Below are 14,960 nucleotides of genomic sequence, written 5' to 3'. Positions count from 1 at the left end.
ACCCCGGACGGTCAGTCCCAGTCCTGGTCGCCGTGGTTGCGGTGCCACCGCCCACCGACCGGCGGGGTGTCCAGCCGAAGGGCCGCCACCGCGTTGCCGGCCAGGTCGTTGTCCTCGACCCGGCAGTCGACACAACTGCCCCGGGCAGTGATCCACATCCCGTGGGTCTGGGTGCGGTCGTCGTGGTTGTCCCAGATCCGGTTGCCGCGCACCGTCGCCGAGTCGAACGCCGCGTTGATCGCGATGCCGGCCCGGGTCGGCGGCGCGGCCGGCAGTTCGTACGCGGTGCCCGGCAGCGGGGTGTCCCCGCTCCACCCGCTGTACGCGTCGGGACGTACCGGGGCGAGGTGCAGTTCGGTGGCGGTGTTCGTGGCCACCACGGCGACCCGCCGGCCGACCCGCAGTACCTTGCCCCGGTGGCTGTCCTGCGCCCAGGTCGCCGAGCGGTCGACCAGGGACCGTTCGCTGTAGCGGACCGACTCGCCGCCACCGTGGGACGCCTCGGCGCACCGCCGGCCGTTGTTGCGGATGCGGTTGTCGAGCACCATCGCGTCGGTCATCGGACGGTCCACCCGGATCGCGTCCAGGCCGTTGCCCCAGAACTCGTTGCTCTCCACCACCACGTCCTGCGCCGGGTGCGGATAGCCCCGGCCCAGGTCGTGCTGGTGGTAGCCGTAGCCGCCGTTGCCGCTGATCCGGTTGCCCCGCACCGTGTACGGGCCCGGGGTGTTGCCCATGCTGATCCCGTCGCCCTCGTTGCCGTCGATGACGCAGTCGGTGAGCAGGCCGCCCCGGCCGGCGACCCCGGAGGTGCCGTTGCCCGACACGTCGTAGCCGGCCTCCAGGTTGCCGGTCATCGTGCAGCCGGTGACGATCAGGCCGTCGGCCCCCCAGTCGGAGATGCCGAACCGGTTGCCCTGGCTGTGGCAGCCGACGATCCGGTAGCCGCGCGGCGGCGTCCAGTAGTCCTTCTGGAGTTCCAGGAAGATGCCGTTGGTGCCGTTGGCCAGGGCGGTGCAGTTGGCGATGGTGAGCCGCTCCATGTCGCCCCAGCCGCCGATGCCGATGCCGATGCCCGCGCCGCCCATCTGCTCGCCGTTGTCCAGCCGGCCGCAGCCGACCACCACCACCCCGTCGACCAGGGTGTCCTGGAGGAAGTCGCAGCCCAGGCCGCTGGCCGCCGTGTGGTGGATGTAGAGGTTGCGGAACACCCCACGCACCACGTACTGCAACCCGAGGCCCTTGGCCAGGTAGTTGTACTCGGCCATGGCCACCCCGGAGCCGTCGATCTCGAAGTCGGCGAAGGTGCAGTCGGCGATGTGCCGGTCCCGGTCCGCGCCGTGCTGGAGCACCGTCCAGAACGCCAGCGGCGTCGGGTCGCTGCGGTTGCCCTCGTTGCTGAGCAGGAACCGGGTGGCGGCCGGGCCGGCACCGATCAGCGACACCCCGCTGCGCCACACCGTGCCGGCGTCGCGGATGGAGTAGATGCCCGGCGGGCACCAGATCACCCGGGCCCGGCCGTCGGCCGCGTAGCCGTCACCGAGCCGGTCCACCAGGGCCGCCAGCGCGGGTTGGTCGTTGGTCACCCCGTCGCCGGTCAACCCGTAGTCCTGGGCGTCGCACCACAGCGGCGCACCGGCGACGGGGGGACGGCGGTCCCGGACGGCGACGGGCAGACCCTGGTACGGCACGGGTGGCTCCTCTCGGCGGTGCGTCCACGACCGACACGGCTGGGGCCGCGACCGGGCGTACGCGGGGCGGCGGTGCGCGCCCGCAGAGGTGCGGCGCGTCCGTGACCCGCGTCGGATTCCCGGCCCGCCGACCGGAAAACGCCTCCCGACCGGTCGTCCCGGCGAACCGGACGAACGCCGGACGGCACGACGGAGCCGGCCACCCCGCCCAGGGTGACCGGCTCCGGGCGTACCGCTCAGACGTTCGCCACCAGCAGCGCCGGCTGTTCGACGCAGTCGGCGACGTGGCGCAGGAACCCGCCGGCCACCCCGCCGTCGCAGACCCGGTGGTCGAAGGTGAGGCTGAGCTGGGTCACCTTGCGGACCGCCAACTGCCCGTCGACCACCCACGGCTTGTCCACGATCCGCCCCACCCCGAGCAGCGCCGCCTCCGGGTGGTTGATGATCGGGGTGGAACCGTCCACCCCGAACACGCCGTAGTTGTTGAGGGTGAAGGTGCCGCCGGTGAGCCGGGCCGGCGGCAGGGTGCCGGCACGGGCGTCGGCGGTGGTCTGCGCCAGGGCGGCGGCCAACTCCCGGGTGGTCAGCCGCTGGGCGTCGCGCAGCACCGGCACGAGCAGGCCCCGGTCGGTCTGCGCGGCGATGCCCAGGTGCACCCCGGCCGACTGGACGATGCGCTGCCCCTCGGTGTCGACGTGCGCGTTGAGCTGCGGGAACCGGCGCAGGCCGCTGAGGCAGATCCGGGCCAGCAGGGCCAGCACGCTGACCGGGGCGTCCGGGGTGGCCGCGTTGATCGCCGCCCGGGTGGCCAGCAGCGCGGTGGCGTCCGCGTCCACCCAGATGGTCACCTCGGGGATCTCCCGGCGGCTGCGGGAGAGCTTGTCGGCGATCACCCGGCGGATGCCGGTCAGCGGGATGACGACGTCGGACGCGTCGGACGGGGCGAGGCCGACGTGCGCCGTCGGTGCCGGGTCCGCGGCGGCGAGGGGCCCGCCCGGGTCGGCCGGGGCCGGGCCTGCGGTGTGCTGGTCACGCGCGGCGGGCCGGGCCGGCAGGGTGGCCAGCGCGGCCTCCACGTCAGAGCGACGGATCACGCCACCCGGACCGGTGCCACGCAGCCCACCCAGGTCCACCCCGTGCTCGCGGGCGAGCCGGCGCACGATCGGCGAGATGACCAGCGGTGCCGTCCCGCCGGTCGGGGAGGTGCCGTCCCCCGCCGACGGGACGACGCCGTCGGTGTTCACCCCGGTGGCCGGGGCGTCCACCCCCGCGCCGGCCGGGACCCTCGGCTCGGACGACGGGCCGACGGTGCCCACGGGGGCGGACCCGGTGGCCGGCTCCGCGACGGGTGCGGCGGCCGGCTCCGGGGCCAGGGTCAGCCGGGGGCGTCGCCGCCGCCGGGTGCCGCCGTGGCCGGTGCCGTACCCGATCAGGACGTTGCCGGAGCCGGCCCGCTCCTCCTCGCGGTAGGTGGCGTGCCCGGCGGGTTCGTCGCCGCCGTCGGCGGGCGCGATGGTGATCAGCGGCTGGCCGACCGGGCGCGTCTCGCCGGCCGCGCCGTGCAACGCGACCACCCGCCCGGCGTACGGGCAGGGCACGTCGACCACGGCCTTGGCGGTCTCCACCTCCACCACGCTCTGGTCCACGGTGACCACGTCACCGACGGCGACCTTCCACTCGACGATCTCGGCCTCGCTCAGCCCCTCGCCGAGGTCGGGCAGGAGGAACACCCGGGTGCCGGTGGCGGTAGGGGCGCTCACGCCGCGCTCCCCTGCACCAGCCAGCGCGGGTCGGGCCGGTCGTCCCACTGGAGGCGGGCCACGGTGTCGAGGACCCGGTCCACCCCGGGCAGGTGGGTGTGCTCCAGCATCGGCGCCGGGTAGGGGATGTCCAGCCCGGACACCCGCAGCACCGGCGCGTGCAGGGCGTGGAAGCAACGCTCCTGCACCCGGGCGGCGATCTCCGCGCCGACCCCGGCGAAGCCCTGCGCCTCGGTGATCACCACGCACCGGCCGGTGCGGCGGACCGAGGCGGTGACGGTGGCGTCGTCGAACGGCACGATGGTCCGCACGTCGACGACCTCCAGGTCCCAGCCGTCCTCCCGGGCGGCCTCGGCGGCCTCCAGCGCCACCGGCACCGCCGGGCCGTACGCGACCAGGGTGGCGTCGGTGCCGGGCCGCCGGACGACGGCCCGGCCGAACGGGGCGGTCCGGGCCGGCAGCTCGGCCTCGCCGCTGGCGAAGTAGAGCTTCTTCGGCTCCAGGAACACCACCGGGTCCGGGTCGGCGATCGCCTCCCGCAGCAGCGAGTACGCATCCTCGACCGTCGCCGGGGTGACCACCTTCAGCCCGGGGGTGTGCGCGTAGTACGCCTCCGACGAGTCACAGTGGTGCTCGACCCCGCCGATGCCACCGGCGTACGGCACCCGGATGACCATCGGCACGCTCAGCGCCCCCCGGGTGCGGTTGCGCAGCTTCGCCACGTGCGAGGCGATCTGCTCGAACGCCGGGTAGGCGAACGCGTCGAACTGCATCTCCACCACCGGCCGCAGCCCGGACATGGCCAGCCCGACGGCGAACCCGACGATGCCGGCCTCGGCCAGCGGGGTGTCGAAGCAGCGCTTGTCGCCGAACCGGGCCTGCAATCCGTCGGTGATCCGGAAGACCCCGCCGAGCTGCCCGACGTCCTCACCGAAGACGAGCACCCGTTCGTCGTCGAGCATCGCGTCGGCGAGCGCGGCGTTGAGCGCCTTCGCCATGGTCATGGTGGCCATCAGGCGTCCCCCTCCGCGTCGGCGGCCAGCTCGGCCCGGACCATCTCGCGCTGCTCGACCAGTTGCGGGGTCGGCTCGGCGTAGACGTGGTCGAACAGGCTCAGCGGGTCGACGGTCGGCTGGGCGTGCATCCGCTCCCGCAGGTCGGCGGCGTACGCCTCGGCCTCGGCGGCGACCTGCGCCACCGCCGCGTCGTCCAGCTCGCCCCGGCTGCGCAGGTACGCCTCCAGCCGGGCCACCGGGTCGCGGTCCCGCCACGCCTCCACCTCGTCGGGGTCCCGGTAGCGGCTGGCGTCGTCGGCGTTGGTGTGCGCCTCCATCCGGTAGGTGTGCGCCTCCACCAGGTACGGCCCGTGCCCGGCGCGGGCGTGCGCCACCGCCCGGGTGAGCACCGCCAGGACGGCGACGGGGTCGTTGCCGTCGACCTGCTCGCTGGGCACCCCGTAGCCGACGCCCTTGTAGGCCAGGCTGGGCGCGGCCGTCTGCCGGGACAGCGGGACGCTGATCGCGTACTTGTTGTTCTGCACGAAGTAGACGACCGGGGCCTTGAACACGGCCGCGAAGTTGAGCCCCTCGTGGAAGTCGCCCTCGCTTGTCGCGCCGTCGCCGATGAAGGCCAGCGCGACGGTGTCCCGCCCCTGGTAGGACTCCCCGTAGGCCAGCCCGGCGGCGTGCACGCACTGGGTCGCCAGCGGGGTGCACTGCGGCGCGGTGCGGACCACCGTCGGGTCGTACCCGCAGTGCCAGTCGCCGCGCAGCAGGGTGAGCACCTCGACCGGGTCGATGCCCCGGGCGGTCAGCGCCATCGACTCCCGGTAGGTGGGGAACACCCAGTCGTCGTCGCGCAGCGCCAGCACCGCGCCGACCTGGCACGCCTCCTGGCCGCGCGAGGACGGGTAGACGGCGAGCCGGCCCTGTTTGGTCAGGGCGGTGGACTGCGCGTCGAAGCGCCGGCCGACGACCATCCGGCGGTACATCTCGCGCAGCGTCTCGACCGGCGGCTCGGGCAGGTCGGCCCGGGGCGGCAGCGGGGTGCCGTCGGGGTCGAGCAGCCGGACCGGCTCGGTCTGCGGGAGCAGGCCGGCGGTGGGTTCGGGGGCGACCGGGGTGGCCGGTCGACGGGTACGCGGGGATGCCCTGCGGACCGCCTGGGGTGTGGTCGTCACGGCGGGGACCTCCTGGACGTGTGGTGGCCCTATGCTCCTGCCGTCGGATGATTGACTCAACATGCGCGCCCAACGCGGGACGATTGGCATTTCGAGGAGCTGCTGATGGGCCAGGAGACCACCCCCGCCCGGGCCGGGCCGGGCGGAACGGGACGTTCGGCCACACCGCTGGACGAGGTGGACCGGCGCATCCTCGCCGAACTGGTCCGTGACGGCCGGATGTCGGTGCGCACCCTCGCCGAACGGGTGCACGTGTCACGCACCAACGCGTACGCCCGGCTGGAACGGCTGCTGCGCGACGGGGTGGTGACCGGCTTCCGGGCGCTGGTCGCGCCGGAGCCGGCCGGGCTGGGCACCTCGGCGTACATCTCGCTGACCATCCAGCAGAACACCTGGCGGGAGGTGTCGGCGGAACTGGCCCGGGTGCGCTACATCGAGCACGTGGCGCTGCTCAGCGGGGAGCACGACGTGTTGGCGCTGGTCCGCGCGCCGGACAACGCCACCCTGCGGGACGTGGTGCTCAGCCGGGTGCAGGGCATCGCCGGGGTGCTGTCCACCCGGACGTGGCTGGTCTTCGACGAGTTCGACGGCGCCGGCAGCCCCTGGGCCTGAGCGGCCCGCCCGCGCGACCGGCCGGCGCGGCGCGGTCGGCCCTGCGGTGGGGCGGTCGCGCGGGCGGTCAGCGTTCCGGCGGGGCGGCCAGGCCGGCGCGGTCGGCCAGGGCCAGCAGCGGCTCCAGCGAGAAGCGGTCGCCGTCCAGGCCGGCGTGCGGGTCACCGCGCTCGGCGAACCGGGCCGGCATGCTCACCACGTCGAAGTCCTCCGGGCGGGCGTCGTCCAGCTCCGCCCAGTCCAGCGGGGCCGACACCAGCGCCGCCGGGGTGGGCCGGATCGAGTACGCCGAGGTCACCGTGTGGTCGCGGGCCATCTGGTTGTAGTCGATGAAGACCGGCCGGTCGCGCTGCTCGCGCCACCAGGTGGTGGTGACCAGGTCGGGCAGCCGACGCCCCAGCTCGTGGCCCAGGGCGAGCACCGCGCGCCGGCACTCGCCGAAACTCCACCGGGGCTCGATGGACAGATAGACGTGCAGGCCGCGCCCGCCGGTGGTCTTGGGGTAGCCGACCATGCCCAGCTCGGCGAGGAAGGCCCGGACCTCGTGCGCCACCGGCACCACCCGGTCGAAGCCGACACCCGGCATCGGGTCCAGGTCGATCCGGAGCTGGTCGGGGCGCTCCACGTCGGCCGCCGTCACCGGCCACGGGTGGAACCGCAGGGTGCCGAGGTTGGCCGCCCAGATCACCACCGCCAGCTCGCTCGGCGCGACCTCGTCGGCGGTACGGCCGCTGGGGAACGTGAGGTGGGCGGTGCGCACCCAGTCGGGAGCGCCGGCCGGGAGCCGTTTCTGATAGAAGGCGTCACCCCGGTTGTCCTGCCGGGTGCCGATCTTCGCCCCCTCGAACACGCCGCGTGGCCAGCGCTCCAGCATCGTGGGCCGGTCCCGCAGGGCGCGCAGGATGCCCTCGCCGACGGCCAGGAAGTAGCCGACCACGTCCCGCTTGGTCAGGCCGCGCTCGGGAAAGTACGGCTTGTCGGGGCTGGAGACGCGGACCAGCCGCTCCCCCACCTGGATCTCCTCGGCCGCCGTCGCCACGCTCACACGGTAACGGCCACCCCCGACACCGGAGGCCACCTCACCGGATCGGTCCGGAGCCGTTCAGCGCTCGTCGTCGTCCGCGCCGCGCGGTTGGTTCGGCCGGTACTTCCTGATCCACGCGTCCACCGCGGCCCGGTCCCAGACCCGGACCTTGCCACTGGCCACGGTGTCGATCGGTGCCGGAAAGGTCGGGCGGTTCGTGATCTCGGTGGCCCTGGTGCGTGACACGCCACCGAGCATGTCCGCGATGTCGGAGAGGGCCACGAGTCTCACGCTGCGACCGTATGCACGTGCGCCGTTCACACGTTGCCACTTGCAACCTTGACGGTGTGCATGTTGCAAGTGATGCTGATGGGGCACATCCGGTGGCGGTCCGGGTACCTGATCGGGGATCGGTGCCCGGATCTGCCCGTACCCGGGAGGGGCCGACCATGCCGATGGACGACGGACCGATCACGCCCGCCCTGGTCATCTGGACCGCGCAGCGGGTGGTGGCGCAGCACCACGAGGCACCGGACGGGCGGTCGACCCTGCGCCGCTGCTTCCAGTGCCGGGCCGGCGGATGCCACCTGCTCCGCTGGGCGCGGGGCGTGCTCCGGGCCCACCGGCGAGCGCGGCTGCCGCGCACTAGGCTCGCCGCCATGGCGAGCTATCTCGACGTACACCCGGAGAACCCGCAGCCCCGGACGATCGCCCGGGTGGTCGACCTGCTGCGGGCCGACGGCCTGGTCGCCTACCCGACGGACTCGTGCTTCGCGCTCGGTTGCCAACTGGGCAACCGGGACGGTCTCGACCGGATCCGGGAGATCCGGCACCTGGACAGCAAGCACCACTTCACCCTGGTGTGCCGGGACTTCGCGCAGCTCGGCCAGTTCGTGCAGATCAACAACGCGGTGTTCCGGTCACTGAAGGCGGCCACCCCGGGCAGCTACACCTTCATCCTGCCGGCCACCAAGGAGGTGCCGCGCCGGCTGCTGCACCCCAGGAAGAAAACCGTCGGGGTACGCATCCCCGATCATCCGGTCGCGCAGGCGCTGCTGGCGGCGCTGGGCGAGCCGCTCGTGTCGAGCACCCTGCTGCTGCCCGGCGAGACCGAGCCGATGACCCAGGGCTGGGAGATCAAGGAACGGCTCGACCACGCGATCGACGCCGTCATCGACTCCGGCGAGTGCGGCACCCTGCCCACCACCGTGATCGACTTCTCCGCCGACGAGCCGGAGATCGTCCGGTACGGCGCGGGCGACCCGACCCGCTTCGAATAGCCGCCCCCGGTCAGGCCGCGCCGGGGTCCGCCGACGGAAGCGGCAGCGGCTCGACGACCGGGTCGACGTCCCGGGCCGAGTGGACGGGTGCCGGGCGGGCCGACTCCCGGGTCCGGCGGTGCCGGCGACCCGCGCCCGGCGGCCCGGACAGCCGGAGCACCTCGCAGGTGACCGGGTGGATCGGGGCCGGCGGCACGGCGAAACGCCCCGGACCCCAGCGCACCCAGAGGGCCACCCGGCCGGCCGCCGCCTCCGCCGCCAACTTCTCCCAGGTACGCCGCCGGTCGGTGTGGTCGACCTCGACGACCACGGGCGGCCCGTCGCGGCGGGCACACGCCACGTCCAGCACCGAGTGCCGGTCGGTCATCGGCGGGGGCAACGGCAGCACGCTCGCCGCCCGACGGTAGGACCGCCAGCCCTGCTCGGCGGCCCAGGCCGACACCGCGTCGATGATCCGCGCGGTCACCTCGTCGGTGCCCAGGTCGACGAATTCGAGCCGGTCCAGCCAGGCGGTGAGCGATGCCGCCAACCGTTCGCCGTCCGCCCCACCGTCCACGCGGGCAGGGTACCCATCCCCCGGCAACGGCCCACCCCCGGACCGCCGGTCGCCCGCATGATCGACTCCGTGTCGGCGCAACAGCGGTAACCCGGCGGTGTGGATAGCGCTACTTGGGAGCCAGGGTCGGGGTGGGCCCCCGGGACCCGGGGCCGGGAGCGGGGCGGGGTTACCGGGGTGGGGGCGGGGGTAGGCATGGGGACATGGCGGAACTGGGGGCGCTGTGGATCGTCCGGCACGGGGAGAGCACGGCGAACGTCGCGGCGTCGGCGGCCGAGGCGGCCGGGATCGAGCTGATCGACCTGACCCACCGCGACGCCGACGTTCCGCTGTCGGACACCGGTGAGGAGCAGGCACGGGCGACCGCCCGGTGGCTGGCCGGCCTACCGGCGGACCAGCGTCCCGACGTGGCGGTCGTCTCGCCGTACCTGCGGGCGGTGCGGACGGCGGAACTGGCACTGGCCGGCACCGGAATCCCGGCCGGCGTCGACGAGCGGTTGCGTGACCGCGAGCTGGGCATCCTCGACGGGTTGACCGGGCACGGGGTGGCCCGCCGGTACCCCGACGAGGCGGCCCGGCGGCAGCGGCTCGGCAAGTTCTACTACCGGCCGCCGGGCGGCGAATCCTGGACCGACGTGGCGCTGCGGCTGCGTACCCTCCTCGGTGACCTGCGCCGCGACCACCCGGGGCGGCGGGTGCTGCTGTTCGGGCACGACGCCCTGGTGTTCCTGCTCCGCTACCTGGTGGAGGGGCTGACCGAGGCGGAGCTGATGGGGTTGACCCGGGAACACGTGATCGCCAACTGCTCGGTGACCGGCTGGTCGGCCGACGCCACCGGCCGGCTCGTCCCGCGGACCTTCAACGACGTCACCCACCTGCACGCGCACGGCGCACCACCCACCACGCCCGCGCACGGCTCTGGTCTTCGACGCGTACGCGCTGGGCGCGCTCAGCCACGACCCGGACCTGCTGGTCGGCGCGGACCGGAAGGTGGTGCTGACCCCGAACCTCACCGAGGCCCGGCACCTGCTCGGCCGCGACCCCGGCGACGACCTGGACGCGGTCAGCGTGGACCGGTCGACGTGGCAGCGGTGGCCGGGTGCCGGCCGGCGGCGAGCGCGGCCTCGTTACGGACCGCCCAGTCGGCGAGCTGGGACAGCGGGCCGAGCAGGCTCTGCCCGAGCGGGGTGAGCCGGTACTCGACGCTGGGCGGGACGGTGGGGTGGACCTCGCGCAGCACCAGGCCGGCCGACTCCAGACCGCGCAGGGTGCGGGTCAGCATGCGTTGGCTGATCCCGTCGATGGCCCGGTGCAGCTCGTTGAAGCGGTACGGCTGACGGCCCAACAGGACCAGCACCAGCATCGACCACTTGTCGCTGAGCAGCCGCAGCAGCCCGGTGACCGGGCAGCCGTCGTACTCGTCGGCCGGGACGGGCGTCGGCAGGGCCGCCGCCACCAGGGAACGAACATCCGTGTTCGGTACGGACATGACACTGCCTTCTTCCGCTGTCGCCGGCCTCCGCAGAGGATTGTGCCGGTCGTGGTCCGAGGTCGACGTCCGGTGCCGAACGGGGGCCACCGGGCGACGGGAAGGGGTGGCATGCGGGTCACCGTCATCAGCGGCGGCACCGACGGCATGGGCCGGGCGACCCTGGAAGCCCGGATCCGCCGTGGCGACGAGGTCGTCGCCATCGGCAGCAACCCGGCGAAGGGGCTGGCCGTGCGGGCGCTCTCCGGCCGGGTGCACTTCCTCCAGGCGGACCTCCGCTCGGTGGCGGAGACCCGCAGGGTCATCGACACCATCAGGGGTCGGTGGCCGAAGGTGGACGCCCTGGCCCTGTTCGCCAACCGGCAGTCGCCCCGGCGGGTGGTCACCGACGAGGGCCTGGAGCAGACCTTCGCGCTGTACTACCTGAGCCGCTACCTGCTCAGCCACGGTCTGCGCGAGCAGCTCGACGCCGCCGAGCGGCCGGTCGTCGTCAACGTGGCCGGCGTCGGCGTCACCAGGGGCTCGATTCACTGGGACGACCTCCAACTCGCCCGGCGGTACGGCATGGTCGACGCACAGTTGCAGGCCGGCCGGGCGAACGACCTGCTCGGGGTGGACTTTGCGGAGCGGTCCGGCTCCCGGGCGCGGTATGTGCTCTACCACCCCGGCTTCACCCGCAGCGGCGACCTGTCCACCATGCCGGCGGCGATCCGTGGGGTGATCCGGGCGGCGTCGGTCGTCGCCAGGCCGGTCGGGAAGTCGATCCGCCCCGTCGTGGAGTGGATCGACACTCCGCCGTCGGAGGCCCTGACCGCCAGCGACCGGGGTAGACCCGTGCCCCTGTCGACCGGGACGCTCGATCCGGCCGCCGCCCGCCGCCTCGGCACGGTGACCGGCGCGCTGCTCACCCGCCTCGACGCCGGCTGAGCCGGTGGTTCACCAGAGGGTCGGCGGTGCGCCCGTGGGCACGGGCAGGATCTGCCGTACCCGCCCGGGGGCGACGCTGCGCTGCCGCCACTCCCGGGGGTAGCCCACCGAGACCTCCTCGAACCGCACCCCGTCCTTCCAGGTGGTACGCGGGATGTGCAGGTGCCCGTAGACCACCGTGGTGGCGGCGAACCGGCGGTGCCAGTCGGCGGTGGCCTGCGTACCGCACCACTGGGCGAAGATCGGGTAGCGCAGCACCTCGGTCGGGTGGCGGTCCAGCGGCCAGTGGTTGACCAGCACGGTGGGCAGTTCCGGATCGCGGGCCGCCAACCGGCGGGCGGTCGCCTCCAGCCGGGCTTCGCACCACTGCTGCCGGCTCGGGTACGGGTCGGGGTGCAGCAGGAACTCGTCGGTGCAGACGATCCCGGTCCGGTACGCCTCGGCCAGCGCCGCCTCCCGGGTGTCGAACCCGGGCGGTCGCCAGCTGTAGTCGTAGAGCAGGAACAGGGGGGCCACCAGCGCCGGGCCGCCCGGCCCCCGCCACACCCGGTAGTCGTCCTCGGGGGTGACCACGCCCAGTTCCCGGCACCGCCGCACCAGCAACTCGTAGCGGTCCACCCCGCGCAGGGTCACCGGGTCGGCCGGCGGGGTCCACAGCTCGTGGTTGCCGGGTGCCCAGATGACGGTGTCGAATCGTTCGGCGAGCAGGCCGAGCGCCCACTCGATGTCGGCGACGGTGTCCGCCACGTCACCGGCGACGATCAGCCAGTCCCGTGGCGAGGTGGGCCGTAGCGCCTCGACCAGGGCACGGTTCTCCGCGTACCCGACGTGCAGGTCGCTGATCGCGACCAGACTGCCCTCGGTGTCCTCCCCCAGCATCCGCCGATCGTACGCAGAAGGGTCCCCGGCGTGCGGCACGCGGGAGCGCCCCCGGCCGGGGTCAGTCGGCGGAGCCGGGTTCGGCCATCCGACGGTGCTGCCCGGCCATCAGCCGGTCCGGCGTGAGCCGGGCCGCCACCGCCTGGACCTTGTTCTTCAGCGAACCGCCGACCACCTTCTCCTCGCCCTTCATCATCGCCGCGAAGCCCTGCGCGGCCACCGTCGCCGGGTCGTCCTTGTCGTCCGCGCCGACCTTGGTGTCGCCCATCTCGGCACGATCGAAGAACTTCGTCTCGGTCGGGCCGGGCAGCAGGGTGGTCACCGTCACCCCGGTCTCCCTCAACTCGTCGCGCAGCGCCTCGGCGAAGGACTGCACGAAGGACTTGGAGGCGTTGTAGACCGCCTGGTACGGGCCGGGGATGGCGGCCACGATCGACGACGTGAACAGCACCCGGCCGGCGCCCCGTTCGACCATCGCCGGCAGCATCCGCTTGGCCAGGTGCACGGTGGAGGTCACGTTGACGTCGATGACGTTCAGTTCGTCGCGCAGGTCGGTGCCGCCGACGAACGCCCCGCCCGCGCCGCGTCCGGCGTTGACCGCCAGCGCGTCCACCGGCCGGCCGGTCGCGTCCACCGCCTCGACCAGCGCCGTCACCCCGTCGTAGGTCGCCAGGTCGACCTGGACGGCGCGGATCTCGACCTGGCCGTCGCGGCGCAGGTGGTCGGCCGCCCCGGTGATGCCGGCGTCCTCGGCGGCGATCACCACGTCGTAGCCGTGCCGGACGAACTGGCCGGCCAGCTCGTACCCGATGCCGCTGGACGCGCCGGTGACGACGGCCAGCGGTCGTCGGGTGGTGGGTGCGCTCATCTGACTGGTCCTCTCCTCGGTCGGGGCTCGTCCGCCCGAATGTCCCTACTGCCTGTATTGCCCCGGATCGGGCCGGCCAATCCTGCCCGCCGGAGGTGCTCCGGACGCCCCCGCCGGCCCACCCGGTAGGATCGTCGGCGGGCCGTGACTGGCGCGTGGGGATGGAGCACCATCGGGAAGCGGCCCCGTCATGAGGACGCACGCCGAGCGCCTGGGCCTTCCGCACGTCACCTGGAGGTCGCATGTCGCGCAACGCCGAGTCCACCGCCTTCCGCAGCGCCCTCGAGGTGATCCGGGCGGTCGAACCCCGGGTGGCCGACGCCATCGGCGCGGAACTGGCCGACCAGCGTGAGTCGCTGAAGCTGATCGCCAGCGAGAACTACGCCTCCCCGGCGACCCTGCTGACCATGGGCAACTGGTTCAGCGACAAGTACGCCGAGGGCACCGTCGGCCGTCGCTTCTACGCCGGCTGCCAGAACGTCGACACCGTCGAGGCGCTCGCCGCCGAGCACGCCAAGGAACTGTTCGGGGCCAGCCACGCGTACGTGCAGCCGCACTCCGGCATCGACGCCAACCTGGTCGCCTTCTGGGCGATCCTGGCCGACCGGGTCGAGTCCCCGGCGCTGAAGAAGGCCCAGGTACGCCAGGTCAACGACCTGACCGAGGCGGACTGGTTCGCGCTGCGCCGCGAGCTGGGCAACCAGCGGATGCTGGGCATGTCGCTGGACGCCGGCGGCCACCTCACCCACGGTTTCCGGCCGAACATCTCCGGCAAGATGTTCGACCAGCGCAGCTACGGCACCGACCCGGCCACCGGCCTGATCGACTACGACCGGGTGGCCGAGGCGGCCCGCGAGTTCAAGCCGCTGATCCTGGTCGCCGGCTACTCGGCGTACCCCCGGAAGGTGAACTTCCGGATCATGCGGGAGATCGCCGACTCGGTCGGCGCGACCTTCATGGTCGACATGGCGCACTTCGCCGGCCTGGTCGCCGGGAAGGTCTTCACCGGCGACTTCGACCCGGTGCCGCACGCGCACATCGTCACCACCACCACCCACAAGTCGCTGCGCGGCCCGCGCGGCGGCATGGTGCTCTGCGGTCCGGAACTGGCCGACCAGGTCGACCGGGGCTGCCCGATGGTGCTCGGCGGCCCGCTGCCGCACGTGATGGCGGCCAAGGCGGTCGCGCTGGCCGAGGCGCGGCGGCCCGACTTCGCCGACTACGCGCAGCGGATCGTCGACAACGCGCAGGCCCTCGCCGAGGGGCTGCTGCGCCGGGGCACCACCCTGGTCACCGGCGGCACCGACAACCACCTGGTGCTGCTCGACGTCTCCGGCCACGGGCTGACCGGCCGGCAGGCCGAGCAGGCGCTGCTCGACTCGGGCATCGTCACCAACCGCAACGCCGTCCCGCAGGACCGCAACGGTGCCTGGTACACCTCCGGCATCCGGATCGGCACGCCCGCGCTGACCACCCGGGGCCTCGGCACCGCCGAGATGGACGCCACCGCCGAACTGATCCACACCGTGCTGAGCCAGACCACGCCGGGGGCCAACGCCGACGGCACCCCGTCGAAGGCCAAGTACGTGCTCGACCCGGCGGTCGCCGACCAGGTCGGCAAGCAGGCCACCGACCTGCTCGCCGGCTTCCCCCTCTACCCCACCGTCGACCTGACCTGACCCGCGCCCTCCCCTC

General features: G+C 73.7%; 14 protein-coding genes, 1 pseudogene and 1 riboswitch. Of the genes and pseudogenes, 5 read left to right on the top strand and 10 right to left on the bottom strand.

Features of this window, described 5'->3' with window-relative positions; genetic code table 11:
- Window positions 1–11: 11 nt before the first annotated feature.
- From FJK98_RS16595 to pdhA, 4 genes are all read right to left on the bottom strand, one after another.
- Entirely contained in the window at window positions 12–1,691 is a 1,680-nt protein-coding gene (locus FJK98_RS16595; protein WP_145919827.1) for a right-handed parallel beta-helix repeat-containing protein, read from the bottom strand.
- Window positions 1,692–1,927: 236 nt separating this feature from the next.
- On the bottom strand, window positions 1,928–3,451 hold the full coding sequence (locus FJK98_RS16590) for a dihydrolipoamide acetyltransferase family protein (protein WP_145919826.1): 1,524 nt from the start codon (window positions 3,449–3,451) through the stop codon (window positions 1,928–1,930).
- Window positions 3,448–4,464 carry an alpha-ketoacid dehydrogenase subunit beta gene (locus FJK98_RS16585; RefSeq protein WP_145919825.1) on the bottom strand — a complete coding sequence of 339 codons (1,017 nt, stop codon included), beginning with the start codon at window positions 4,462–4,464 and terminating at the stop codon, window positions 3,448–3,450. The genes FJK98_RS16590 and FJK98_RS16585 overlap by 4 nt, the downstream gene beginning before the upstream one ends.
- A complete protein-coding gene (gene pdhA / locus FJK98_RS16580; RefSeq protein WP_194822969.1) occupies window positions 4,464–5,663 on the bottom strand; it encodes a pyruvate dehydrogenase (acetyl-transferring) E1 component subunit alpha in 1,200 nt (399 codons plus the stop codon). Before pdhA ends, FJK98_RS16585 begins: the two co-directional genes overlap by 1 nt.
- Before the next feature lie 72 nt (window positions 5,664–5,735).
- On the opposite strand from pdhA, the gene FJK98_RS16575 reads away from it, so the two are divergent.
- Entirely contained in the window at window positions 5,736–6,242 is a 507-nt protein-coding gene (locus FJK98_RS16575; RefSeq protein ID WP_145919823.1) for an Lrp/AsnC family transcriptional regulator, read from the top strand.
- 67 nt (window positions 6,243–6,309) lie between these two features.
- Here the strand turns inward: FJK98_RS16575 and FJK98_RS16570 are convergent, their stop codons facing one another.
- A complete protein-coding gene (locus FJK98_RS16570) occupies window positions 6,310–7,281 on the bottom strand; it encodes a DNA polymerase domain-containing protein (RefSeq protein ID WP_145919822.1) in 972 nt (323 codons plus the stop codon).
- A 63-nt stretch (window positions 7,282–7,344) separates the two neighbouring features.
- A complete protein-coding gene (locus FJK98_RS16565; RefSeq protein ID WP_309236846.1) occupies window positions 7,345–7,548 on the bottom strand; it encodes a hypothetical protein in 204 nt (67 codons plus the stop codon).
- A 377-nt stretch (window positions 7,549–7,925) separates the two neighbouring features.
- Here FJK98_RS16565 and FJK98_RS16560 point away from each other — a divergent pair, with 377 nt between their 5' ends.
- Window positions 7,926–8,546, top strand: coding sequence for an L-threonylcarbamoyladenylate synthase (locus FJK98_RS16560; protein WP_145922811.1), 621 nt, complete (start codon window positions 7,926–7,928; stop codon window positions 8,544–8,546).
- A gap of 10 nt (window positions 8,547–8,556) precedes the next feature.
- On the opposite strand, the gene FJK98_RS16555 is transcribed toward FJK98_RS16560, so the two are convergent.
- Window positions 8,557–9,102 carry a hypothetical protein gene (locus FJK98_RS16555; RefSeq protein WP_194822961.1) on the bottom strand — a complete coding sequence of 182 codons (546 nt, stop codon included), beginning with the start codon at window positions 9,100–9,102 and terminating at the stop codon, window positions 8,557–8,559.
- Window positions 9,103–9,305: 203 nt separating this feature from the next.
- On the opposite strand from FJK98_RS16555, the pseudogene FJK98_RS16550 reads away from it, so the two are divergent.
- Window positions 9,306–9,881 (top strand): annotated as a pseudogene (locus FJK98_RS16550) (histidine phosphatase family protein); the annotation flags it as partial.
- A gap of 284 nt (window positions 9,882–10,165) precedes the next feature.
- Here FJK98_RS16550 and FJK98_RS16540 read toward each other — a convergent pair.
- On the bottom strand, window positions 10,166–10,465 hold the full coding sequence (locus tag FJK98_RS16540) for a helix-turn-helix domain-containing protein (RefSeq protein ID WP_240762998.1): 300 nt from the start codon (window positions 10,463–10,465) through the stop codon (window positions 10,166–10,168).
- 237 nt (window positions 10,466–10,702) lie between these two features.
- Here FJK98_RS16540 and FJK98_RS16535 point away from each other — a divergent pair, with 237 nt between their 5' ends.
- Entirely contained in the window at window positions 10,703–11,518 is an 816-nt protein-coding gene (locus tag FJK98_RS16535; protein WP_145919819.1) for an SDR family NAD(P)-dependent oxidoreductase, read from the top strand.
- Between the two features lie 9 nt (window positions 11,519–11,527).
- Here the strand turns inward: FJK98_RS16535 and FJK98_RS16530 are convergent, their stop codons facing one another.
- Together FJK98_RS16530 and FJK98_RS16525 are read right to left on the bottom strand one after the other, a co-directional pair.
- Window positions 11,528–12,397: a metallophosphoesterase gene (locus tag FJK98_RS16530; protein WP_145919818.1), complete on the bottom strand. Its 870-nt coding sequence runs from the start codon at window positions 12,395–12,397 to the stop codon at window positions 11,528–11,530.
- 61 nt (window positions 12,398–12,458) lie between these two features.
- The gene (locus tag FJK98_RS16525; protein WP_145919817.1) at window positions 12,459–13,265 is read right to left on the bottom strand and encodes an SDR family oxidoreductase; all 807 of its coding nucleotides are present in this window, start codon (window positions 13,263–13,265) and stop codon (window positions 12,459–12,461) included.
- Between the two features lie 134 nt (window positions 13,266–13,399).
- A riboswitch (ZMP/ZTP riboswitch) is annotated at window positions 13,400–13,489 on the top strand.
- 18 nt (window positions 13,490–13,507) lie between these two features.
- On the opposite strand from FJK98_RS16525, the gene FJK98_RS16520 reads away from it, so the two are divergent.
- Window positions 13,508–14,944: a glycine hydroxymethyltransferase gene (locus FJK98_RS16520; protein WP_145919816.1), complete on the top strand. Its 1,437-nt coding sequence runs from the start codon at window positions 13,508–13,510 to the stop codon at window positions 14,942–14,944.
- The last annotated feature ends 16 nt before the right edge of the window (window positions 14,945–14,960 follow it).

This window comes from Micromonospora sp. HM134 (assembly GCF_007833915.1).
Lineage (GTDB): Bacteria > Actinomycetota > Actinomycetes > Mycobacteriales > Micromonosporaceae > Micromonospora > Micromonospora wenchangensis.
This window is presented reverse-complemented; position numbering and strand designations above follow the sequence as displayed.

Excerpts from the sequence above, each read along its gene's own strand:
- FJK98_RS16585 (WP_145919825.1), bottom strand. The coding sequence starts at position 4,464 with ATGGCCACCATGACCATGGCGAAGGCGCTCAACGCCGCGCTCGCCGAC.
- FJK98_RS16575 (WP_145919823.1), top strand. The coding sequence starts at position 5,736 with ATGGGCCAGGAGACCACCCCCGCCCGGGCCGGGCCGGGCGGAACGGGA.
- FJK98_RS16560 (WP_145922811.1), top strand. The coding sequence starts at position 7,926 with ATGGCGAGCTATCTCGACGTACACCCGGAGAACCCGCAGCCCCGGACG.
- FJK98_RS16540 (WP_240762998.1), bottom strand. The coding sequence starts at position 10,465 with ATGCTGGTGCTGGTCCTGTTGGGCCGTCAGCCGTACCGCTTCAACGAG.
- FJK98_RS16535 (WP_145919819.1), top strand. The coding sequence starts at position 10,703 with ATGCGGGTCACCGTCATCAGCGGCGGCACCGACGGCATGGGCCGGGCG.
- FJK98_RS16530 (WP_145919818.1), bottom strand. The coding sequence starts at position 12,397 with ATGCTGGGGGAGGACACCGAGGGCAGTCTGGTCGCGATCAGCGACCTG.
- FJK98_RS16525 (WP_145919817.1), bottom strand. The coding sequence starts at position 13,265 with ATGAGCGCACCCACCACCCGACGACCGCTGGCCGTCGTCACCGGCGCG.
- FJK98_RS16520 (WP_145919816.1), top strand. The coding sequence starts at position 13,508 with ATGTCGCGCAACGCCGAGTCCACCGCCTTCCGCAGCGCCCTCGAGGTG.